Raw genomic sequence first — 22,805 nt, 5'->3', positions numbered from 1 at the left:
AATTCATTAAAATAGATTTGAAAATAACTACCTGTCATTAAACCCTTTACCATCAAATATTTTGTCTTTGCACTTTTCAATTCTTGAGGCACGGGTTTTAGATTGCTTAGGTTGTGAGAAATGTAACAGATAACCGCGTTGCCTGCCTGGAGTAAGTGCCTCAAAAGCAGCTTTAAATTCCGGATCATTATCTAAGGCGGATTGCAGCTCCTCTGGAATGTTATACTCGGAAGTCTTTTTATATTCCACTTCTAACCCTGCCTTTTCTACTTCGATAGCTTCATAGATGTGCGCTTTTATTGCTTCCTCATGCTCAATAATTTGCTTAGCATTGGTGAATTTGATGAGGCGAGCTGACTGCGTATTTTCTCCAGGTTTTTCCAAAAGACCACTCTCGTTATTCAATAAAGCACCTTTGAAAAAACTAATAGAGCAATAATTTTTGAAGGCACTTACAATGGCTAAATTATGGTTTTGAAATGTGTAGCATGGAACGCTCCATTTTAATTCCTCAGTGAGACCGCAATCAAGTGCAATTTTTCTGAGCAGTTTTAATTCTTTTTGCCAATTATGAACTTTGCACTCTGGCGTGCGATAGAGAGAACACCTTCCACAACCCTCTAGTAAATATTGATCAACATTTTGTATCATAAATGATGATCATTTTAAAACAATCCATTCTCATTTGGACTATCCTTTTCAATCGGCTGGCCTAAATCCCAGAGCTCAACGATCTTATCATTTTCAAATCGGAAGATATGAACCACGGCAATCTCCATCGTCTTTTTAACCACAAGCGAGTGGGTTATTATAGTATCTCCATCTTCATAACAGTGCTTAACTTCTACCAATTCATTTGGATTGGCTTGATAGTCATCTTCCATGGCCTTGGCCAAAGCTTCGGCACTACCTTTAAAGTATTGATTATGGTGCCGAAAATCCCGAGCTATAAATTTTGAATAGGCTTCTTTTACCTGGCCGCTGCCGGCCAACATTAAAAAGGATTTGGCGATTTCTTTTCTGGTCATGGGGTTGATATTTATCCCATGATAAAAATACCATCTAATGAGGTTTTTACCTAATGAGGCATGCGCTTAACTGATGCCTTCCACAAACTTTGAAAAGACCTTTTTATGATGTTCCAAATCCATGTTGGCAGATAATGCCACACGAGCGATGTAATCCTTGTCGCTCTCTTTTGTGGTGCCCTGTGTAGATGTTGCCGGTATCGTCCAGTAACAGCCTTTTAATTGGCCGTAGCTTACACAATACTTGCTTTCTTTAGGTATCTCGCTAATCATCAAAGTAATTAGTTTGATATTTAATGCTCGTTTATATGCTTCCCTTTCCTCCTCTGTTTTGCCTTTTGTTGGCAGATCTAAAGAAAAAACCGATGGCGTAAAACCTTCATTGGCTAACTCTTCGGAAACAAAGTTGATTTTAGCTGTTGGCAGCTTTTCTTTTATGAAATTGACAAACTCGCGAGTGTTCTTATAAGCATCTGCAATCCGCTGGTTCATTGAAGGTAATTGCTCCGCTAATAAACTGATTTGGAGGTCCGTTGCCTCGTTATCACAGAGGTTTAAATGCTTGTGCATCTTAGCCATCAAATCAGAGGCCTTTTTATTGGCTACACAGTAACCGGCCGTGCATTTTCCACCACTCGGAAATTTCGATCCACTTACATATGAAATGGTTCTAATTGATGAGAATATTCCGCCTTCCTTCAGAAATTGAACGTTAGGGCAAAATGTTTGATCGATAATAAATACCGGGTCAATGGCCACTGTGCCGGCAGATGTTTTACGCTCTTTACTGAGTGCTGCTGTTAATTGAGTTAAATCAGGCACCTCCACCCTCGGGTTGGTAGGAATCTCTACAATTATAAAAGGTACTGCATCTTCTTTTGCCACCTGTTCTAACACTCTTTCTGTGCTTTGAACCATGTCATTCTCTCTATCGACTGGCAAGTCTAAAATTTCTACATGCTCCAGACAGGCAGCCACTCGTCTGGCCTGGTCGTTCGTGCCACCATAACAATTAGGTGGTATTAGAAATTTAATTTTTTTATTCGGATGTTTTTCTTGCGCATCATCAATCAAACCCATCATTATGGCATATTGAATTGACAGCCCACTAGAGCCAATCATCGCCTCAGTGCTGGTGGAAGTAATATTTTTGATGGTATCTAAAACCACGGCTTTGTTGGCCGCTCTATTACTGCTCTTCTCTTCATAAGGTTCACCAATGAAAAGTTTTAATGCCTTCAAACAATTGGCAGGAGTCATGGCGATGGTTACCCTTCTTCTTACATGCTGAATTTCAGAGATATAGCTCCTGTTCTTTTCACCATTTACGATAATAATGCTGCCTAGCTCAGCATGGTCGCTAATGAAAAAATCAATAGTGGAAGGAAGGTTGGCTTTGCCGATTTCTTCCTGTTGAGATATAAATACAGTGCTACCATCAAAGTCGGTGATTTCATCTGTTGAATTTACTTCTTTAAGCTCAAATTGATAGCCATAAACACGCTTCACAGTTTCGGCATCAAATGATTTAGGCAAAGCACCTGAGTAAACAATTTGTGTATTCTTATTATTCAATAAGTTCTTTCGGAGGACTGCCAGAATAGGTGTAATACGGGAAGAAAAACTGATGACACTATCCGGTAAAAGATTGTTTTCTTTGGCAATAGCCCACTCTAATACGGAAGATAAGGGATGGCCTAATCTAATATAATCATAGGCAGTAGGCAGTTCGCTTAATACGGCCTTTTCATAATTATTGGCGGCATAGAGTTTTTCAAATTCTTCAATGAATTCGGTTTTGGCCAGTTCTTCATGATAGATATCTAATCTGTGAGTGGTTAAATTCAACCAGTCTGCTGGTAGGTTAGCGAGCAGATTTTTAATGTAGGTGTGCAGTTGCTTATTCTCCATAGTCTATGCCTTTAAACGGGCGCAAAAGTAGTAGGTTCTGAGGAACCTAGCACGTCTTCTTTAAGAGAATGTAGAAATAGCCCAAGCGATATAGAACCAAGTGAGGCCTATCCAACTAACCGGGTGAATTCTCTTCAATGTTAGCCAGTCATAAATGAAGAATGAAGCGAAAAATAGATGCCAAACGAGCACATAGAAAAGCGCCCAGTTTTCAATCATAAAGAAGTCAGATACTCGACCTATTATAGGTTCAATGGGTAAAATAATGGCCCAAAAAACAAATCTCTTATGCACAGCGGCTTTCTTTCGATTGAGGTAGGCGAGTAAAAGAAAGATACCGAAACTTAGCATATGTAGCCGATTGGCTTTTACAAATGGCTCCATGGCATGCCAACCTTTAAATACAGCTATAAATACGTAGAGTGTGCTAAGAAATACACCAATAGCCACTATAAACCCTGCTTTCCCCCACCTTATGTGCAGGTCATACTTTTTTTGCGTGATGAAATAGGTTTGTATAACAAATGTTATGAACCAGGCGAACATGAACAGCCCATGAATGATAAACTTAGGATCACTATTGCTTTTCTGCCCGATGTCAGTGAAGAGGTTATCTGAGAAGGCAATAAGAGAAAGTATGAGAAGTAAGGTGCTAACGGCTAGAAAGTAATACTTCTTCATTTTGACACGGTTTATGCTATATGCATTTTATCCGATAAGATTTTTGAATAACCAATTCTTTAGACTCTTTTCCTCTTGTCCTAAATTGGTCAATTTACTACATACATGTTCGGTAAGTTGATCAAAGTTAGTCACATTAGCTGAGGATATTATTTGCAAATACTTATTGTCTTTTACCAAAATAAATTCTCTAATCAACCCACTTCTTGATTCGTATTCTCTTGTTCTATAACCATCAAGTTGAGATAGTTCGAACGATCTTTCATTCCCAGTTAGTCTGTGAACTATGGTGAGAATTTTTCCCTGGAATTCAAGTCTAACTTGTTTCTTTAGCATACTGAACAAATTCAAAACAACCACAATTGACAAAATCGAAATAACTGTGAATAGTAAAGGGTTTTCTTCTGAATGTACAGGTGCCGATAGATATAGTGTAAATATTATTGCCGTGAAAAGAATCAATGCACTCACTGCTTTTGTAATTGCTTCGTGCTTTTTGTGTTTTGTTTTGAAAGCATCTTTTACCATATCTATCCTGACACATTACGCCCTTGTAAGACGCGTTTGTTTACTTTCCCGATAGTTATATCGGGATAACAGGGCATAAAACTAGCATGATTTGGATTTAGAACCTAGTTCCGCAACATGCAGCTTGAAAAACTGCGTTCTAGTTGGTCGTCCACAAGTTAAGAAATAAAAGTAGGTATGATTTAGCAACTAGCTGCTCCGATTTTAATCATTAGCTACTAAACTTTAAATAGGGCGGCTCGGCAGAAGTTTTTCTTATGTTGGGGCCTCTGTAGTACATTACTTTGCCCGTAATCTTGCTGTCCACCTCGTTTATTTCTGTATATAAAATACCATCAGGGTGTATTAAAGCATACATATTTTTTCTATTGAGATAAATAAGCATATAAGACTCTTCATTTTCTGCGCCAGGATTTATAATTAATTGATTTTCATCTTTACTTAATATTAATTCACCTGTTTTTTCAACCCAATTGCCTCCATTATCTTCAAAAACCTTAATATCTATACTTCCCTTTGGTTGTATAGTTGGTTCTGCTTTGATCAAAAATGGTATAGCAAGAGTGTGTGCAGTCTCTTCAATTGCCCAAAGTCTTAGTGAGTTTGTCATCATTGATATGGAGAGGTTGTAATCTGGAAATAGGCTTATAATGCTTCTAGTGCCTTCTCCTGCACCATCCTGCTCGAATACTCTTCTATCAGCCATATCCCAATTGCTATCCCAACCAATACTTTCTCTTAAAGTATCGCCAGAATTCAGTAACTGCTTTTCAAAAATTGTATCAATAGTTGCCTTACTAATAAAACCATTTGTCAAACTTTGAGATAATAATACTAAATCAGAAGGTGTAGAAACTAATCCAGAGCCAGCCCAGCTAAAACTATAATTTCTTGGGTTAGTTATTTCTTCGTGTATATCATCTGCTGTAAACTGATAGTACTTTGTAAGCTCGTTTTTTGATTTTAAAAGTGATTCTGCTGCTGTTGATGATAAGTTTAAGGGAACAATAACTTCATCATCTAGAATCTTGATAAAGTTTTTATTGTAAGCTTTTTCCAGAACTCTTGATAGCAAGGTATAGCTATGAATGCTAAACTGGTATTTATCACCTGGTTTTTCAGTTAATGGTATATGTGAAAATACTCCCAAAGCTTCTTCTACACTTGTATAGTCTTTATTTTCAAGTTTATCTTCTTCGGTATAATGAGGCATTCCTGAAATTCCTAATGCTAATTGTTTAATGCTTATTGGATATGCCTTTTTTGGGTAATCCGGAATAAAGGCATGCACATCACTATTCAAATTGATTAAGCTGTTGTCAATTAGTTTTGAGAGTGCAGTTGTGGTAAATACTCGGGATAAACTACCCGCTCTAAATTGAGTTTCTGAAGTGACCTTTTTTCCAATTGATTGGTCGGTAAATCCAAAACCCTCAGCATATATTATATCATTTTTAGAGCCAACGGCTACTGATAATCCCGGAGGTGTGCTCGGTAACTTCATGAGCTCACTGATCATAGACCTTACCAATGCTATTGATTCTAATGAATCTTTTTCTAAAATTTCAGATTGTTCTTTTAATTTTTCAGATTCCTTTGTGCAGCTAAATGGTAGGATTATAATTACTAACAGTATCAGCTTTCTTCTTAGCACGAAGTAAATGTTATTCATATTTTGTTCGTATAGAATTGTATTGAGTTTTTGAATGATGTGATTTACGTCAGTTTAAAAGGCAAGTTGTAGGTTAATAGTAATTAACAAATAATTAACAGAAGCAGTCTAATACCGATAGCTATATTGTTGATGTTTAGTGACGAAAGTAGCTATGAAATGCTAACCATAAACGTGCGAGCCAACCGCACTAATGCATTTAGGGCTTGGCATGGTGTAGTTCAAATGTGCTATTATAGCTTAGTATTTGTCTTATTCTAGGCTCTTAATCGTCTTTATATTTTGCTTTTCAATTTCAGATAGAAATGACTCTGCCATAGGATTTATAGTTGAGTCTGGTTTATACCATTTTTTGAGATTAAAATGAGTCCTTAAATCGTCTGAGCTAAAAACGTAACCATACCTAGCAAAAATTTCGTTACGCATCAATCTCAATTCTTTTTTCGAATAGGTTTTTAATTCTTCTAATGGAATAATTCTGATTGATGTATCGATATAATCACCATTAACTACAATATTTAGGTTGTTTATATTGAATTCAGCTATATCAACTTTCTGAAAAATGTATGGGTACGGATTATTATTCAAATAAAACTCCATTATATTTTTTTGATTTATATAACCCTTAGCTGTTATTTCAATTTGATTTATAGTGGGTATATTCTTTGAGTATGACGGATAGTCCATGGTTGAAGATGGGTTGATGTTACCAACACCTCTATAACCTTTATAGATGTTAAAGTTGAAGTAAATAGTGTCGTTTGTAACTTCCCATATACCTTCATAACAATTCAAGAAGTCTTGGCTATAAAGTACCTTATCTGAATCGAATATTAAATAGTTATCTGGTGATGAGGGAGGTTCATACAGCCAATTAGATTTAGACAATTCCAAGGTTTGACCAAATAAAGTGGGTTCAAAGAGAAATCCGATGAGTATTAATGTAATTTTTTGGTTCATAAATAAATGTCAGCGCTTGTTATCGGCATTATAGTGAGTCTAATTTAGGATTTCAATCGTTCTGAATATTTCCAGAGCCTCTTCTTCCGACATTGTTCTAGCGTAAACAGTTAGGCTGTTGTTGTTTCCTAAGTTGGGGAAGTGTGCTGCTGTTCCAAATGAATTCGAATACCCAATAACCGCTTTTCTTCCGTTCACCCGTTCAGTAGTTAGGTGCCAATCCTCCGAAGTTAAGTCGTTCGAATATATTCCATAATCAAACTCAATTGAGTCGGTTTCATTGGTTATTAAGCCGATATAGGAGTCAATTCCCTGTTGTTGGTAAAACTTGAAGTCTTTTGGCGTCTTTACGGTGAATTGAATAAGATCAATTCTATGCCAGTTGTTGTCGAGTTGAGTATAAATGTCTTGTCGTTGTTCTTCTGTCAGTTCGAAAAATCTGGGTTCGATAGTCATCATTCCAAATACCAATACAATCAGAATAGCACTGAGAGGAATTATGAGTTTCGTTTGTTTCTGACTATGCATAGACGATTATTGCCAACGCCTCTGTAAGGCGCGTTTGTTTACTTGTTTTTCAGGGCATAAAACTATCACGATTTGAGTTTAGAACCTAGTCGAGATACAAGCAGCTTAAGACACCCCGTCCTTACAAGTAGGCCACAAGTTAAGAGATGAAAGTGGATGTGAAATGCTAACTCAAAACGTGCGGCCGAGCCGCAGTAAAGCATTTAGGACTTCGCGCGGTGAAGTCCAAATGCGCTTTTACATCATCCTATGTTATGGGCTGTTTTAATTTTACATCAATTGATAAAATACAATTGCTACCAATAATGCAATCAGTCCTGAGTAAAACAGTCTCAAAGTTTTGTTGATTCTATTTTTAAGTTGAATTCTGTCTTCATCGGCATAATACTCAACTAATAACCCTACTGTATTACATTTGATTTTCAAGTCAAAGTGTTTGTTGGTAAACATATAGGTCAAAAAGTAGTCCTCATTAGGATTCAGTTTTCCTTCTTTGTTGATTCTAAGTAACTTATAATGAAGTATTATCTTTCTGAAAAAGACAGTAATGACGAACAATGTCAAAAATAATAAGACGACTTCCATGAGATTCTGTCAAGATTACTTGCCCATAACGCCACTGTATAAATTCGTGGCTGATTAAAAGTATAAAATTTTGCTTTAACTACCGAGGCAATCCGCAGGATTGGCTTATTAAATTAGTTTTCACCAATAAGTCAATCCTGCAGATTGACGGGCTATCTACAAAGAGCTGAAGGAACAATAACATACTATCCAGCCATGATTTATACAGAATGTTAGCGGTTTTCTATTGATTTTTTCTGAATAAAAGACTCTGTATTTATTTCCTTTCCAATTTCGATAAACCTGCCATAATCGTCTATGCTATATTGAGTCACCTCTTCTCTACCTACTCTTTTTATTTTGTCTCCTGAAAGAGTATCTGTAAGCTCATATATATTTTCAACCTGAAAACTAAATGTAGAATCAGGATGAAAGTAGGCTGTTGTTTTATAGTTGAACTCATTAACAAGGTAATTTTTGTATTGAATGTTCTCTTCCTCAAAATGAAAACAACCATTCCGGTAAACTTCCTTTTTATCAGCTACTTTAAAGCTACTGTCAACTGAATACAGGTATATGTAATTTTCACAGTCATTAAAATGACCGACTGCTAATGTTAAGTACTTGGCTGATAGTGGCTGTTGGCTTATGTACCAACTTTCATCGAATTTTGAATTAAATAAATCGCGATCTACTTCAGTAAAAATATTAGGAAATCTGTAAGTCCAAAGATTATATGATTCGTAATTTATTGTATCAGAGGAAGGTAATTTCAAGGAATAAAAATACTCAAATGATTTAGACTGTCTTAAGGAGTCTCTGGTAGAGTCAAGACTGTCTCTCATGTTTTTTACTTTTTTCTTCAACTGTTTTGCACTATCTAAATAAATAGAACTCTCATACTTATCAATAAATTGAAACGCTAAGCTTTCAAACTCATTAAAACGACCTTCAGTCCACAAGTGGAAAATTTCATTGTATTCCGCTCTACCCTCCGTAGTTTTTTGAGGTTTCTTTGATACAACTTTTTTCTTTTTGCTCTCAGTGGTATTAGTAGCTGTCTCAGTCTTTTTTTCTTTCTGACCACAAGAAAAGGTGAGAAGCAAAAGGATAAAAATTAGATTAAATTTCATGGGATTCCAAGATTACCGCTAACAACCGAACATGCGCCACTAGAGGCACATATCCGCTATATCTCTTTTGGTGTTCTAATACTTTAAAATTCTACTTTCGGAGCTTGGTCAGAACCTTCGTCTGCTTCGAAATAGCCTTTGCGCTCTACACCTGCTATAGGAGCTATTAATGAAGCAGGGATTTTTCGAATTTTAGCATTTAATGCCTGCACAGATTCGTTAAAGCGCATACGTTCAACAGCTATGCGGTTTTCCGTGCCTTCCAGCTGAGATTGTAGCTCCAAAAAGTTTTGGTTGGCCTTTAATTCAGGATAGCGTTCCACTGTTACAAGTAGTCTGGAAAGGGCAGAAGAAAGTCCTTCTTGTGCTTTTTGAAACTGACCTATGGCTGCAGGTGATAAGTTACTTGGGTCGATATTAATGGAAGTTGCCTTTGAACGAGCTTCTATAACGCCTGTTAACGTTTCCTGCTCGAAATCAGCATAGCCTTTCACTGTGTTTACCAGGTTAGGAATCAGGTCGGATCTACGTTGGTACACATTCTCTACTTGTGCCCATTTACCGGCCACATCTTCGTCCATTTCCTGTAAGGTATTATATACACCTACAAACCACGATACTAGCATAAAAGCGATGAGGATGAAGGCTCCAAAAACGATCAGTAAAATTTTAGTTGTCTTTCCCATAGGTTTAATATTTTCATCTAAATTAAGTCTTTTTAACCCTTGAAACCAACAATGCCGCACACCTTGCGTTATTCTGCCATGAAGTATGTAGTTGCAGTTCTTTTTCTCGTGCTTTTCGGCTGCCAGCTGGATAGCGATAAGGCAATTAATCGTGATAAATTTACTTTTAAAATAGGGAGTGATACCCAGCTTTTCTTTAAAAATGTGCGTCAGTCTTATTATGATTTAGAAGAAAATAAAGCAGCAAATTTTAATGTTTTTCGGCTTAGTAAACGAGTTCAATCCGTAGATAGACCGTTGCTGAATTTGGCCATTGTTATTAATTACAGGCAAGATGAGGCCTATCTATTGCTCGAGCCAAGTATGGATCTGGCAGAACTGCCAATTACCATTATTGCAGAATATGACTCCATCCAAACCCGAAAAGAAATAACATTAGCTGAGCAGAATAGAGAAAGCACTCTGCATTTTGCAGCTGACTTGTATGAATCGATATTAGCAGGCGGCACATTCTATATTCGATCTGATTCTACTGACATTCCTATTCTCACATCTCAACAAGAAAGGGAAGCTTTCAGAATAACGGTCTCAGATTATTTTCGCTTAACTCGGGTGTATTAAGCTAACTCCACAGATTAATATACTCACCTTTTGGGTCGTGGCGCTGTTGCTGACTTTCAACATTAAAAACACGGCCATTTCGCGGGTCGTTGCCTACACCGGCAATGTAGGCCCAGTTGAGCCAGTTGCTGGCAGGGTCGTAGTCGATTAGTGCATGTTCAAACCAGGCTGCGCCCCATGTCCAGTTTACTTTTAGATTGTGCATCAGGTAGCTGGCCACAATCTGGCGGCCTCGGTTAGACATAAATCCGCTTTTAGCCAGTTCTTTCATGTTGGCATCAATAAATGGCTCTTGGGTTTCGCCTTTCCGCCAGAGGTCAAACTTTGCTTGATTATTTTCCTGATCAATAGCCAGCTCGGAGAGGCCATGCTGCAGGAAAATTTTGTGGCCATGTTTCTTGGCCATAAACTTGAAAAAATCTCGCCATAGCAACTCAAAAAATAACCAGTATGTCGATTGGTTTTTGGTGCGCTCAGCTTCGTATTTCTTTATTTCATAATAAACCGATTTAGCTGAAATAGCTCCAATTGCCAGCCAGGGAGAAAGCTTAGAAGAATAATCGGCACCTATCAACCCATTGCGGGTAGACTTATATTTTTTGAGTAAGTCTTTTTCCCAGAAGTAATCCTTTAGTCGTTTCCAGGCGGCCTTTTCGCCTCCCTTAAATTTTACGACACTGCGTTTGTCAAACTTCTGTTCTGTAATACCCAACTCAGTTAGCGAAGGAATTAGGCCTAATTCAATATTTTCTATTGTATTAAGCTCTTTAGGAGTGTCAAAAAGAGGCCTTACTTCCACTGCCTTTTCTGCCTCTTTTCTGAATTGCGTGAAAACTTCCGGCACCTGTTTGATAGGCCAAGGCACATCTTCTTCATGAAAAAGGGTGCTTTGCCAGCAGGTTTCAAAATCAACGCCTATTTTAAAAAGCGAATCTTCTAAATGATCTTCAATGGAGACTTCGTCAGTAGTTACTTCTTTACTGGTAAATACCTTTTTAGCTTTTAGTTCTTTGGCGAGCTCGGGAATAATTGATTCCGGCAATCCCTTTCTCACAATCAGATCAGAACCTAACGATTGCAAGCTGGATTTTAATTCCTCCACAGACTCAATAAGAAATTGAGCTTTAAATGAACCTGTTTTGGTAAAACCGAGCTGTGGCAATTTCTCAAACTGCCGATCATCAAAGATGAATAAAGGGTAAATATCAAACTGATCGAGCCCTTTAGTTAGTAGCTCATTATCCTGAATTCTCAGGTCGTTTCTAAACCAAATAAGTGCTTTTGGCCTCATGGCTTGATAACCAAAATATCGACCTATTGTTCTAAAAAATGGGATGAATATCTGCTATTCTATGCGCTCAAAAGCACCTATGTCTGGTTGGCTATCGCGCATTTTGCCTTCCAAATCTGTGGTAATGCCAAAATCGAGTCCGGTATCTTTGGCAGGCGAAAGGGTGTCTAATGAATAGTCATACTCTGCCGGATCAAGAAACTTAGGGTCTTCTACTATATTGGCCGAGGCTAACGCCTCTGTTTGAGTTCGTAGTATGTTATTCGATAGAGTAAGTGAATAACCAGCTTCCTCGGCATTACTTGTTAACAATTCTTCTCTTAAACTTCCCCAAACAATACTGTTTGACATAGTTACGGAAAGGTCGCTCACTAATAGTGAATTATCACCCAGCACCAGGTTATTCGAGAACACCACAGAAGGGTCTCTTCTAAAGAAATCGAAACTAAAATTGCCAAAAGTACAATGGCGATAGTCATAATTACCGCCAGCAATGTTTGCGAGTGTATTTATTTGGCAGTTATTAACAAGCACGTTGGTTGCTTGTAAATCGGAACTAATGGCCAATATGCCATAACCCGGTTGTACAAGGCTATCGATAGATGGAACCACAGAATTTCCACCCATATTTTCGATTCTAGTGTTCGATAGAATGAGGTCTGGGTCAGTATCATCATCGGGTGTACCCAAGTAAATACCTACATTGGCATTTCTGATGTCAGCGTAATTTATTTGATTATTATCACTGCCTTGCAGAAAGATGAGGCCGCCCCACTGACCCGGAGCATTTTTAAAACTTTCATCAAATCGATCGTTAATAAATGTGATTCTTTCATCGGCAGTTCCTATTGCGGATAAGGTACCTGCAATAAATATAAACGAGCCATTGTGGCTATAAACTTTAGTGCCGGGTTCAATTGTTAATTGGCAGCCTTCGTTAACCAAAACAGAATTATAGATAACATAAGGCCGCTCTGCTGTCCAGGTGGTGTTACACATTAAAACAGAATCGCGTAAAAAATTGGCATCTTGTCCCCAGGCTACTAAATCTACATCCTGAGCATTGCCATTAGTGTTAAATTGAATTTGATCAGTAACGATAAAGGGTAAGTCTTCATCTTGTGGATTAATGGTTACTTCTGCCAGAATTAAAATACTGTCACCACCCAAAATTCGAATGTTTTCCAGTGACGGTCCGGCCAACCCATTTACGAATATTGAAAACTGTGAGTTGGGTCCATTGGCTAAAGAGACACTACTTATGTTTACCGCATTTTTAGAGTCGTTATACGCCCTGAATCGTTTGGTGACACTGCCTAGAGAGGTGAAAACTGTATCAAATAAAACGGTATCCGCTGAAAATCTAAGTTTAGCAGATGCATCTGAAGTAAACTTTTCTTCTTCGGGCTGGCAGGCGAATGCGAGTACAACAAATAGGAGGAGAATATATCTCATTTCAACAGAACGATCTGCAAATAATATTATTTGCTACAAAGAAAGTAAACTTAGTTTGGATTGGATATAAAAATTACTTTCTCTTATGATTTAAATATCAGGTTGAACTTATCGAAACCTGAATCGAGTTTAGATATATACACATTTCGACAAGCCCAATGTGACAAATGAGGATTGGGCATAAAAAAAGCCCCGAAGGGCTTCTTTTTATTTTTCTACTTCAATTACCACGTAATTTCCGTTTTTCCAGAATTCATCAGCATCACTGATCATCAATTTATCTGCTTTGCCATTTTCTCCAGCTATGCTAAATGAACCATCGGCATGATTAGTAATCATCTTTGCCTTTTTTGCATTCAACATCATCTCTGAAGTTTTATCTTTTTCTATTTTGGTGAATAGTGCAGTAGGTGCATTTGCATTCAATACTTTTACTTTACCAATACCAATAAATCCACCTTCTTTAGTGATAACACCTTTTTCAAGAAGCTCTTTTTTAGTGCCAACAATGTAATACGCTCTATTCAGAATAGACCTTAGTTCTTCCGTTTTTTCAATCTCCAATTGATACAGCGTTTCCAAATCAGCAATTGAGTTATCCATTTCTTCAATCTCAGCGTCTTTAGCGATTAGATCTTTGGTTAAACCTTTAATTTGTTTATCCATTTGCATAATCTCATCGCTCTTTTCTCCAGATTCTTTTCTCAACTGTGCGATGGTTCTATCTAAAGCAAGAATTCTCAACCTCGTGTTTTCAACTAATTCTTTGATGGTAGATATTCTTAATTTAATTCGTTCTTTCACATCTTTCTTATCCTTCATATCGGCAGAAAGCTGAGCAACCATCGTTTTGTTTTGATCGATACCCGCTAAGTTTTTTTCAATTTCTGTAAAGAACTTATTGTAGTCTTCTAATGTGGCTTTTAGCTTTTGATCTCCATTACGCAAGGATGTGTTCTGGCTTTGTAATGAAGTTACCTTCTCTTTTAAGGCAGCAATTTCTTTTTCTTCTTTAGATTCTCCACAAGCGATAGCTACTATCACTAAAACGGACATTAATAGTTTGTATTTCATGAGTGATTATGTTGGTGTCTTATTATTAATCGACCAACCATCTTTAATCATTTGTGACAGTTAGACGTTTTAAGTTAAGCAAAGTCACAACCCCATGAAACTTATTGACTATAAATCCCCATCTTCCATTTTAGCAGCACTTTCAGCAATACGTAATTGACTGATGAATTCATCAATTTCGCCATCCATTACTGCAGGCAAGTTGTGCTGGCTATAATTAATCCTATGATCAGTTACGCGGCTTTGTGGGTAATTGTAGGTTCTGATTTTATCGGAACGGTCACCGCTACCTACCATCGATTTTCTTTGCGCACCAACGGCCTCGTTGTGTTTGGCAAGTTCTATTTCATACAAACGTGAACGTAATACCTTCAATGCCTTTTCAAAGTTTTTAATCTGCGATTTCTGATCCTGGCAAGAAACTACCAATCCACTAGGCGCATGCGTTAATCGTACAGCGGAATAAGTAGTGTTTACCGACTGACCACCCGGACCAGAAGAACAGAATGTATCTTTTCGTACATCGTTCATATCAATTTCAACATCCACTTCATCCATTTCAGGAAGTACAGCCACTGTAGCGGCTGACGTATGGACTCTACCTTGAGTTTCCGTTTGAGGTACACGTTGTACACGGTGTACGCCTGATTCAAATTTTAAAGTACCATAGGCATTGTCGCCCGTTACGGTGCTCACAATTTCTTTATAGCCACCACTGGTTCCTTCTGTTAAATCAAGCACCGTAAGTTTCAAGCCATTTTTTTCACAAAAGCGCTGATACATTCTGAAAAGATCACCGGCAAAAATTGCGGCTTCATCACCACCAGTACCGGCTCTTATTTCAAGAATGGCTTCCTTATCATCATTAGGGTCTTTAGGAATAAGCATTTGCTTAAGCTTTTCCTCCATTTCTTCTTTTTGAGGCTCAAGCTCATCTAACTCTAACTTTGCCATTTCGCGGAACTCTTCGTCTTTTTCATTTTTTAAGACGTCCTTGGCACTTTTTATATTCGATAGAATTTCACTGTAGTGATCGTATTCTTTAACGACCTTTTCCAGGTCTTTATATTCTTTGCTTAGCTGTGAATATTTTTTCATATCAGCCATAGCATCAGGCTGAACCATCAGCTGACCAACTTCTACGAACCTTTCCTTTAACTCTTCGAGTTTTGCGATCATATACGTTACAATTAACGATACAAAACTAGTAATTTTGAGTCAAATAGAATGATGGACTAATGAGAGCAATAGGGCTAATTTTAATAATTTCTTTCTGCGTAACTGCTTGTGACCAAAAGTTAAGCAAAGAGCAGCGACAAGAGCTTCGCGATAAAATGGAATCTCGTGAGATAAAGAAGATTAGTCAGGATGAAATATATAAGAAAGCACTGGATGAAGGGCGAAAAGTAATGAAGTTGGTTAACTCTAGAACTGCAGTAGACTCTCTGGAGGAGACTTGCCTCTGCCAAATCACCTTTCATTCATCAGCTGAAAATCTGGAAGGCAAATCAAAAAGTGTTTATGAGGCATATGAGTATGATCCTTCAGGCGAAGACAATATTCAAAAACAAGAAGGCGAATTGCTGATCTATTCTAATCCCGTTATACAATCGGATTCACTTAAAGGAGTCTGGTTTATTGAATTTCAGAAAAAGGAAATTGTAAAAAAACTTTAAACCTGGCTGTGTCTGAAACAGGTTGTGAGGTGATCGTTCACCAAACCACAGGCTTGCATGTGAGCATAAATAACTGTGCTGCCCACAAACTTAAAGCCTCGCTTTTTCAAGTCTTTACTTAGCGCATTAGATTCTTTTGTAGTCGCAGGGCAGTCCTTCATTACCCTCCAATGGTTAACGATAGGCTTACCGCCAACAAATTGCCAGATGTATTTGTCAAACGTTCCGAATTCTGCCTGCACTTCTAAAAACTTCTGAGCATTGTTTACGGCACCTCTAATTTTTAGCTTATTACGTATGATCTCAGGGTTATTAATTAATTCCTGAATTTTATCTTCATCATACTTCGCTACTTTTTTGGGGTCGAAGTTGGCAAAAGCTCTTCGGTAACCATCACGTTTTTTTAGCACTGTAGCCCAGCTCAAGCCGGCTTGTGCACCTTCCAAAATGAGGAATTCAAAGTGCGTTTGATCATCATGTACAGGCACGCCCCATTCTTCATCATGATATTTTACATATTCTTCAAATTGGCCTTCCGCCCAGTCGCAACGGTTCATAGTGGTTAGTTAATAAGTAGAAAAATCACCAAATTTAGTATTCAACAATCTTTGAGATCATGTCTATAAAAATACTATTTACTACACTAACTGTATTGTCAGCTGTACAACTATTTGCGCAAACCCCGGAAGAAAAAATTAAAGAATTAGGCTATGAGCTATTTCAGCCACATAAACCAATAGCCAATTATGTAAAGGCCGTAAGGACAGGAAATCTTGTTTTTCTGGCGGGGCACGGTCCGGGTAGAGCCGATGGCACCAATGTGAAAGGCAGGTTAGGCGAAGATCTATCAATAGAGCAAGGCTATGAAGCCGCGCAAATTTCAGCTATTGCTTTGCTCTCTTCTCTTAAAGCAGAGATTGGAGATTTAAATAAAGTAAAAAGAATTGTAAAAGTGACCGGCATGGTTAATTCTACTGCTGATTTTTATGATCAACCCAAGGTGATTAACGGCTGCTCAGATTTGTTGGTAAAAATTTTTGGTGAGAAAGGTAAGCATGTAAGGGCGGCTGTGGGCATGGTTTCTTTACCAAATAATATTGCTGTAGAAATAGAAATGATTGTGGAGGTTGAAGAATAGAGCACCTAAACCCAAACTTATTTTATCGCAATATCGTTGAGTATTTGTCTACACAGAAATGAATATGAGTAAACAAATACAGACTAATAGTTTTCCATTTAGTACAAAATTAAATTTAGCCCCACTGGTTCAGTATTGGGAAGCTAATTTGGAAAGCAACAATATATTCCAACTTTATCCGACCGATCGCATTAAAGAGTTGATCAAAGCTGCTCCTGAATTAAAGGAGCCTATTGAGGATTTGGATTCCCTTAAAAATCATAAAGAACTTTTAGGGCTTTTGATGAGTGCCATTATGCCTCCGGCTTTAATGGAAACAGAATTTGCCGCAGCGTTAGTGCCTTTTAATTTCATAGGATTTTACGCTACACCGGGCTATAGAAGACTATTGCCTTTGGATAAAATTAGAACGGACATCACTTCTAGTTTTAAGGATAATGATATGGAAGCGGCCAAAATTTTCAGGGCGTGTTTGTTTGTTCTTAACAAATTCTATGGCACAGACCTTAAGTTTGATCAGCCCGTGCTCATTACCATTCCGGACCTGGAAACAAAGTTGGATAGAATTTATAAAGTAGAATTCAACCTTCAGTTTGCAGAGGTAATTAAGAAGAAGCCTCTCAAGCCACTATCTAAGGAGCAGATTCAAATTCTGATGAGCGACATTTATAACACAGAGTTGTGGTTGGAATATATAGAGCCTGACCGATTTGAATTTCAGGGCTTTAGCCTTTGCCATTTGGTAGAGGTAACTGAAGGGGAGATGCTTTCTAGAATTAAGTATGATTTACTTAAGAAGGATGCAGTAATCTGCCCAAATAGCTTCGAATCCATTCAACAAAAAATACGATCTATTTTTAATCTTCCCCAAATGCAGTTGGGGCTATCGTTCTTCGATATTGATAATAACATCATGTCGAACCAGGGTATGAGTGGTTGGAATAGTTTTATGATGCCGAACCAGCAAGAGAAGCTTTCATGCGATTATTTTGTTGGATCCATTTATGATAAAGCCAATGACTTAAAACGACCTGTGATTATCGAAGATTTAGAGGCTATGCCTGATAAGTCGCACATCGAAAAGGAGTTGATTAAGAAAGGCATTAAAAATGTGGCCGTTGCACCAATTATGTATGATAATAATGTGATTGGCATGCTGGAATTAGGCACACCATATGTGGGTAAGTTAAATGCGATCAGTGCTTCAAAAATGGAAGCTGTATTGCCTATGTTCTCGGCCGCAGTGCATAGAGTGTTAGAGGAGATGAAAACCGAAGTTCGGGCGTTAATTCAGGAAGAGTGTACGGCAATCCACCCGAGCGTTGAGTGGCGATTTTTGCAAGAGGGATATGATATTTTAGGCAAAAGAATGTCGGGCAGAAAAGAGGCGTTTGGATCCATTGTTTTTGATAATGTATATCCACTATATGGTATGTCAGATATCAGAAATAGTTCGTTGGAAAGAAATACGGCCATTCAGCAAGACCTAAAACAAAATTTAAACGAAGCCAAGAAGGTATTGAAGGCGATTGCTGAAAAGAAGAATATGCCAATTCTCAGCGAAATAGAATTCCGCATCAATAAAGAAGTTGAGAAGATAGCTAAAGGTCTTAATTCAGGAGATGAATCATCAGTTATTGATTTTCTAAAAAATGAAATTGTACCTGCTTTCGATCATTTTAAAAATGGTGACGAAAGCCTTAATAAAATCATCAATAATTATGAGAACCTTCTCGATCCAACTCTTGGCGTTGTTTATAACAAGAGAAAAGACTTTGAGGAGAGTTTAACTCAGATAAACAAAGTAATATCTGATTATCTGGAAGAGGTTGAATTAGAAGCTCAGAACATTTTCCCTCATTATTTTGAGAAGTATAAGACTGACGGAGTAGAGTATAATATTTACATGGGTCAGTCTATGGTTAATGATAGAGAGTTTAGTCCTTTGTATCTAAATAATTTTAGACTGTGGCAGCTGATTGTGATGTGTGAAATAGCTGCTAAGGTGGAGGGGTTGAAAAGCAATCTGTCAAAACCGTTGGATATAACCCAGCTGATACTTGTTCATGGAGAACCCCTTTCCATTAAATTCAGGAAAGATGAAAAGCACTTTGATGTGGATGGGGCCTATAACATTCGCTATGAAATAGTGAAAAAACGTATAGATAAAGCCTTTATTCTTGATACGGAAGAACGACTTACTCAACCTGGTAAAATTGCCATAGTATATACCCAGCAAAAAGAAAGAGAAGAGTACACACGATACATTCAGTACTTACAGTCTGTAGGTTATTTAAAAGATACTGTAGAGCACCTCGAGCTAGAGGAATTGCAGGGAGCCCATGGCCTGAAGGCGATAAGAGTGGAGGTTAATGGAAAGGCAGAACCTAAGGAGTTTGGTAGCGAGGTTATTCAAAGTGTGCTGGAAGCGATCGAGGCCGAATAATTTAAAAATTCACTGAAATTTACCACTTGGCATTTTGCTTGCTTATTTTAGCACAAAATCAATGCTATGGTAAGGTATCTAATACTACTTTTTTCAGTCTCATTGAGTTGTTCTTTCGCCCAAACAGCTGCGGAATTAGACAAAAGAAACGGCTTTAAAGACATTCAGGTAAACACTTCTGTGCTCGATTATGAAGGCCTTGAATTTAAGAAGGATGACGAGCACGCCTACTACAAAAACATCAAAGTATATGTGCCAAAAAAAGATCATTACGAAAGTATTGGTAGCATTAAAATTCATGATTTAGAAGTACTCACCTACAAAGATTCCATCTTTCAGATTACAGTAATTACCGATAAAGACCCCAACCTTTACAAAGGCTTAAAGTCTGCATTTGGTGAACCTGAATATAACTATAGGAGCAAGTATCATCACTGGACAGGTGAAAACCTTAGATTATCCTATGTGCCTTATCAGAAAGATAAGTTAGAGCTGACTTACACCTCATTTTTAATGCGCGAAAAGCTGAAGGAAGATAAAGAAGAAGTAATTGAAGATATTGTAAGTGATTTTTAGAATTGTGAACCAAATGAATTTGTATTACGTTTGTATTACAAATTAAAGTTTATGTTGAACGTTCGATTAGACAAAGAACTCGAAAAGAAACTCCAGGAATATTCTAACGAAACTCATACTTCTAAAACAGATATCGTTAAGGAGGCTCTAGCACTTTATTTTTCAAAAAAAGAAAAATCAAAGGATCCCTTTTTGATAGGTCAGGACTTGTTCGGAGTAGAATCTAGTGGACAAAAAAATTTATCATCAAATTATAAGAAGATTTTAAAGAAAAAACTCAATGACAAGCACACTCATTGACGCAGGTCCGCTGATTGCGCTTTTCGACAAAAGTGATGCGTTTCATAGTAGAGCAATAAATTTTTTGAAGGAGTATGAAGGTTATTTAATCACTACTTGGCCAATTATTACAGAAGCCTCTCATATGCTTGATTTTAGCCACAAAGCACAACTTAATTTATTGGAATGGATTGATAGAGGCGGTTTGCAAATGTTCGAACTTGGCCAAAATCATGTAAGACGATTAATTGCACTTACCAATAAATTTAATGATGTGCCAATGGACCTTGCGGATGCATCATTGATTGTGGCTGCTGAACAACTTAAAATAAAGCAAGTAGCGAGTATTGATTCAGATTTTTACATCTATCGGGATATTCGTAATGAGTATTTGACTAACGTATTTATTTAGCCTTTCTTTTTACTCGATTTAGCCTTTGGATTGAATTCCAGGCATAGATTCAGCCAATATTCCAGATCCTTTTCCATATCTACACCTTCTGGTTGGATAAAGAGAAAGCCTCGCATGGCTCTACCGGTAAAATCCATTTCCCGGCTTCCTTTGTCGTTCAACACTTCATCATAAATTTCAGGATCAACGCGGGCCATCAATTCATTTTTAACAACACCGGCACACATTTTATCATCTACCATAAAGCAAAGCCCACCCATCATTTTCTTTTCCTCGAAAGAAACTTTCTCTTGATTGAAATAGGTACGAATGCGCTCTGCTAAATGCTCGTCATAGGCCATGCCTTAATTTACATATTTTTTAAAAATGGCTATGGCATTATGGCCGCCAAAACCAAACGTATTGCTCATTGCATAGGTCATTTCTTTTTTAATAGCTGTATGCTGTGTAATATCAATACCCTTAGGAACAGCTTCATCGATATCTGTAGTATTAATTGTAGGTGGAATAACTGATTCTTCCAGTGCTTTAACTGTAGCAATGGCTTCTATGGCTCCTGCCGCACCCAATAAATGACCCGTCATCGATTTGGTGGCACTCACTTGTAAGCCTAGTTGATTATCTCCTGCCAAAGACATAAGTCCGTTAAGCTCAGATAAATCGCCCACAGGTGTAGAGGTAGCATGTAAATTGGCATAATCGATATCCTGAATTGTAATCCCTGCTTCTTCTAATGCCATTTCCATGGCTAGCTTAGCGCCAAGCCCATCGGGGTGGGTAGCTGTGGTGTGATAGGCATCATTAGACATGCCGGCACCGACTACCTCACCATAAATGCGAGCACCTCTGGCCAAAGCATGATCTAAATTTTCTAAAACGAGCGCACCAGCTCCTTCTCCCATTACAAAGCCATCACGATTCTTATCAAATGGCCTGGAGGCTGTGGCGGGGTCGTCATTTCTTGTAGATAATGCTTTCATAGCGTTAAACCCACCAATACCCGATTGTGTGATAGGAGCTTCTGATCCACCGGCAATAAACACATCGGCTTTGCCCCATTTGATGTAGTTGTAGGCATCCATGATCGCTGATGTAGAGGACGCACATGCAGAAACAGTGCAATAATTAATGCCTCTGAATTCATGTTCCAAGGCAATGGCTCCGGAAGGTGTATCGGCTAAAATTTTAGGAATGAAAAAAGGTGAGAATCTTGGCCCAATTTCAGATTTAGCATATTCCAGTATTTCCGTTTCGAATGTAGTGATGCCACCATTACCTGACGCCCAAATTACACCACTTTTATTTTTATTGATAGTCTCAGGATTTATACCGGCATTTGCCATGGCTTCTCTTGAAGCGATTAATGCATATAGAGTAAATGGGTCATTCTTACGGATAAATTTTTTATCGAAATGTTCTTCAAGGTCGAAATTTTTTAATTCGCAGGCAAATTTGGTCTTGAATAGGCTTGTATCAAATTTAGTGATAGGCCCTGCTCCGGATACGCCATTGGCTAATCCGGTCCAGAAATCCTGAACATTATTACCAATAGGTGTTAACGCGCCCATTCCGGTAATTACTACTCTTCTATTACTCATATTAAATGTTTTTTAATGCTGTTAGATGTGTTTTTTAAAATGTCTTCGCCTGAAACTTTATTCAGAATTAGGGATGCCAAGAGTGAAGTGACGATTAAATCTGCCCGCTCTTCCACAGGTTCGATGAAATGAAGAGACCCCTCTTGCTTACCTTGTGAAAGAATGTTTTGCAGCCAAACCCTGATCTCATTACTTGCTTTGGTTAACGATTCTTGCATTACTACCGGTAAAGAATCAAAAGAAGGCCCCAATGCACCCATGAAACAAACTAAGTGCTGACTGCCAATGGATGAATAAATGTTAAGAAAGTTTTCCAATTGAGTTTTAGGGCTATCAACACCCCATTGTTTGATTGACTCTTGAAATTGAGATCGTGATTTGTCGATCACAGCAGCGCCTAAATCTCCCTTGGTAGGGAAATGATAATGCACGGCTGCATTCTTAATTTTTAAGCGGCTGGCAATATCGGCATAGCTAAACGCATGGTAACCATTTTTGCGAATTAACCGGTCGGCAAGATTAATGATCGTGCTTTTTGTACTCACAAT

The 22,805-nt window shown here is 37.9% G+C and carries 26 protein-coding genes; 7 read left to right on the top strand and 19 right to left on the bottom strand.

The window, feature by feature from the left end:
* Positions 1-27 precede the first annotated feature (27 nt).
* From JR347_RS02875 to JR347_RS02825, 11 genes are all read right to left on the bottom strand, one after another.
* The gene (locus tag JR347_RS02875) at positions 28-651 is read right to left on the bottom strand and encodes a YdeI/OmpD-associated family protein (protein ID WP_205722550.1); all 624 of its coding nucleotides are present in this window, start codon (positions 649-651) and stop codon (positions 28-30) included.
* A 14-nt stretch (positions 652-665) separates the two neighbouring features.
* Positions 666-1,028, bottom strand: coding sequence for a nuclear transport factor 2 family protein (locus tag JR347_RS02870; protein ID WP_205722549.1), 363 nt, complete (start codon positions 1,026-1,028; stop codon positions 666-668).
* A 66-nt stretch (positions 1,029-1,094) separates the two neighbouring features.
* The gene (locus JR347_RS02865) at positions 1,095-2,939 is read right to left on the bottom strand and encodes a PLP-dependent transferase (protein WP_205722548.1); all 1,845 of its coding nucleotides are present in this window, start codon (positions 2,937-2,939) and stop codon (positions 1,095-1,097) included.
* Positions 2,940-2,999: 60 nt separating this feature from the next.
* A complete protein-coding gene (locus tag JR347_RS02860; protein WP_205722547.1) occupies positions 3,000-3,620 on the bottom strand; it encodes a hypothetical protein in 621 nt (206 codons plus the stop codon).
* Between the two features lie 27 nt (positions 3,621-3,647).
* Positions 3,648-4,148: a hypothetical protein gene (locus JR347_RS02855; RefSeq protein WP_205722546.1), complete on the bottom strand. Its 501-nt coding sequence runs from the start codon at positions 4,146-4,148 to the stop codon at positions 3,648-3,650.
* A 211-nt stretch (positions 4,149-4,359) separates the two neighbouring features.
* A complete protein-coding gene (locus JR347_RS02850) occupies positions 4,360-5,820 on the bottom strand; it encodes a serine hydrolase domain-containing protein (protein WP_205722545.1) in 1,461 nt (486 codons plus the stop codon).
* A gap of 252 nt (positions 5,821-6,072) precedes the next feature.
* A complete protein-coding gene (locus JR347_RS02845) occupies positions 6,073-6,780 on the bottom strand; it encodes a YARHG domain-containing protein (RefSeq protein ID WP_205722544.1) in 708 nt (235 codons plus the stop codon).
* 39 nt (positions 6,781-6,819) lie between these two features.
* Entirely contained in the window at positions 6,820-7,308 is a 489-nt protein-coding gene (locus tag JR347_RS02840; protein WP_205722543.1) for a hypothetical protein, read from the bottom strand.
* 270 nt (positions 7,309-7,578) lie between these two features.
* Positions 7,579-7,893, bottom strand: a complete 315-nt coding sequence (locus JR347_RS02835; RefSeq protein ID WP_205722542.1) for a hypothetical protein — start codon at positions 7,891-7,893, stop codon at positions 7,579-7,581.
* Between the two features lie 212 nt (positions 7,894-8,105).
* Positions 8,106-9,005 carry a hypothetical protein gene (locus JR347_RS02830; RefSeq protein ID WP_205722541.1) on the bottom strand — a complete coding sequence of 300 codons (900 nt, stop codon included), beginning with the start codon at positions 9,003-9,005 and terminating at the stop codon, positions 8,106-8,108.
* A gap of 83 nt (positions 9,006-9,088) precedes the next feature.
* Positions 9,089-9,691, bottom strand: coding sequence for a LemA family protein (locus tag JR347_RS02825; RefSeq protein ID WP_205722540.1), 603 nt, complete (start codon positions 9,689-9,691; stop codon positions 9,089-9,091).
* Positions 9,692-9,730: 39 nt separating this feature from the next.
* Here JR347_RS02825 and JR347_RS02820 point away from each other — a divergent pair, with 39 nt between their 5' ends.
* Positions 9,731-10,312 (top strand): hypothetical protein, encoded by a 582-nt coding sequence (locus JR347_RS02820; RefSeq protein WP_205722539.1) that lies wholly within the window; start codon positions 9,731-9,733, stop codon positions 10,310-10,312.
* Between the two features lies 1 nt (position 10,313).
* On the opposite strand, the gene JR347_RS02815 is transcribed toward JR347_RS02820, so the two are convergent.
* From JR347_RS02815 to prfA, 4 genes are all read right to left on the bottom strand, one after another.
* The gene (locus JR347_RS02815) at positions 10,314-11,603 is read right to left on the bottom strand and encodes a DASH family cryptochrome (RefSeq protein ID WP_205722538.1); all 1,290 of its coding nucleotides are present in this window, start codon (positions 11,601-11,603) and stop codon (positions 10,314-10,316) included.
* Between the two features lie 54 nt (positions 11,604-11,657).
* Positions 11,658-13,058 (bottom strand): right-handed parallel beta-helix repeat-containing protein, encoded by a 1,401-nt coding sequence (locus tag JR347_RS02810; RefSeq protein WP_205722537.1) that lies wholly within the window; start codon positions 13,056-13,058, stop codon positions 11,658-11,660.
* Positions 13,059-13,265: 207 nt separating this feature from the next.
* A complete protein-coding gene (locus tag JR347_RS02805; protein WP_205722536.1) occupies positions 13,266-14,132 on the bottom strand; it encodes a Cbp1 family collagen-binding glycoprotein adhesin in 867 nt (288 codons plus the stop codon).
* Between the two features lie 108 nt (positions 14,133-14,240).
* A complete protein-coding gene (gene prfA, locus JR347_RS02800) occupies positions 14,241-15,311 on the bottom strand; it encodes a peptide chain release factor 1 (protein ID WP_205722535.1) in 1,071 nt (356 codons plus the stop codon).
* Positions 15,312-15,370: 59 nt separating this feature from the next.
* Here prfA and JR347_RS02795 point away from each other — a divergent pair, with 59 nt between their 5' ends.
* Positions 15,371-15,808 carry a hypothetical protein gene (locus tag JR347_RS02795; RefSeq protein WP_205722534.1) on the top strand — a complete coding sequence of 146 codons (438 nt, stop codon included), beginning with the start codon at positions 15,371-15,373 and terminating at the stop codon, positions 15,806-15,808.
* On the opposite strand, the gene JR347_RS02790 is transcribed toward JR347_RS02795, so the two are convergent.
* On the bottom strand, positions 15,805-16,365 hold the full coding sequence (locus tag JR347_RS02790) for a DNA-3-methyladenine glycosylase I (RefSeq protein ID WP_205722533.1): 561 nt from the start codon (positions 16,363-16,365) through the stop codon (positions 15,805-15,807). The genes JR347_RS02795 and JR347_RS02790 overlap by 4 nt on opposite strands.
* Before the next feature lie 59 nt (positions 16,366-16,424).
* On the opposite strand from JR347_RS02790, the gene JR347_RS02785 reads away from it, so the two are divergent.
* From JR347_RS02785 to JR347_RS02765, 5 genes are all read left to right on the top strand, one after another.
* Complete coding sequence (locus tag JR347_RS02785; RefSeq protein ID WP_205722532.1) at positions 16,425-16,946, top strand: RidA family protein; 522 nt, start codon at positions 16,425-16,427, stop codon at positions 16,944-16,946.
* A 64-nt stretch (positions 16,947-17,010) separates the two neighbouring features.
* Positions 17,011-19,392: a GAF domain-containing protein gene (locus JR347_RS02780; protein ID WP_205722531.1), complete on the top strand. Its 2,382-nt coding sequence runs from the start codon at positions 17,011-17,013 to the stop codon at positions 19,390-19,392.
* A 66-nt stretch (positions 19,393-19,458) separates the two neighbouring features.
* Complete coding sequence (locus tag JR347_RS02775) at positions 19,459-19,968, top strand: hypothetical protein (RefSeq protein ID WP_205722530.1); 510 nt, start codon at positions 19,459-19,461, stop codon at positions 19,966-19,968.
* Between the two features lie 51 nt (positions 19,969-20,019).
* Positions 20,020-20,268 (top strand): ribbon-helix-helix protein, CopG family, encoded by a 249-nt coding sequence (locus JR347_RS02770; RefSeq protein WP_205722529.1) that lies wholly within the window; start codon positions 20,020-20,022, stop codon positions 20,266-20,268.
* Positions 20,249-20,659, top strand: a complete 411-nt coding sequence (locus tag JR347_RS02765) for a type II toxin-antitoxin system VapC family toxin (protein WP_205722528.1) — start codon at positions 20,249-20,251, stop codon at positions 20,657-20,659. Before JR347_RS02770 ends, JR347_RS02765 begins: the two co-directional genes overlap by 20 nt.
* Here the strand turns inward: JR347_RS02765 and JR347_RS02760 are convergent.
* From JR347_RS02760 to JR347_RS02750, 3 genes are read right to left on the bottom strand one after another with little or no spacing between them, the layout of a single operon-like run.
* Positions 20,656-21,000: a TfoX/Sxy family protein gene (locus JR347_RS02760; RefSeq protein WP_205722527.1), complete on the bottom strand. Its 345-nt coding sequence runs from the start codon at positions 20,998-21,000 to the stop codon at positions 20,656-20,658. The genes JR347_RS02765 and JR347_RS02760 overlap by 4 nt on opposite strands.
* 3 nt (positions 21,001-21,003) lie before the next feature.
* Positions 21,004-22,257, bottom strand: a complete 1,254-nt coding sequence (gene fabF, locus JR347_RS02755) for a beta-ketoacyl-ACP synthase II (protein WP_205722526.1) — start codon at positions 22,255-22,257, stop codon at positions 21,004-21,006.
* On the bottom strand, positions 22,254-22,802 hold the full coding sequence (locus JR347_RS02750) for a TetR/AcrR family transcriptional regulator (protein ID WP_205722525.1): 549 nt from the start codon (positions 22,800-22,802) through the stop codon (positions 22,254-22,256). The genes fabF and JR347_RS02750 overlap by 4 nt, the downstream gene beginning before the upstream one ends.
* Between the last annotated feature and the right edge of the window lie 3 nt (positions 22,803-22,805).

Source organism: Fulvivirga lutea, from assembly GCF_017068455.1.
Taxonomy (GTDB): domain Bacteria; phylum Bacteroidota; class Bacteroidia; order Cytophagales; family Cyclobacteriaceae; genus Fulvivirga; species Fulvivirga lutea.
This window is presented reverse-complemented; position numbering and strand designations above follow the sequence as displayed.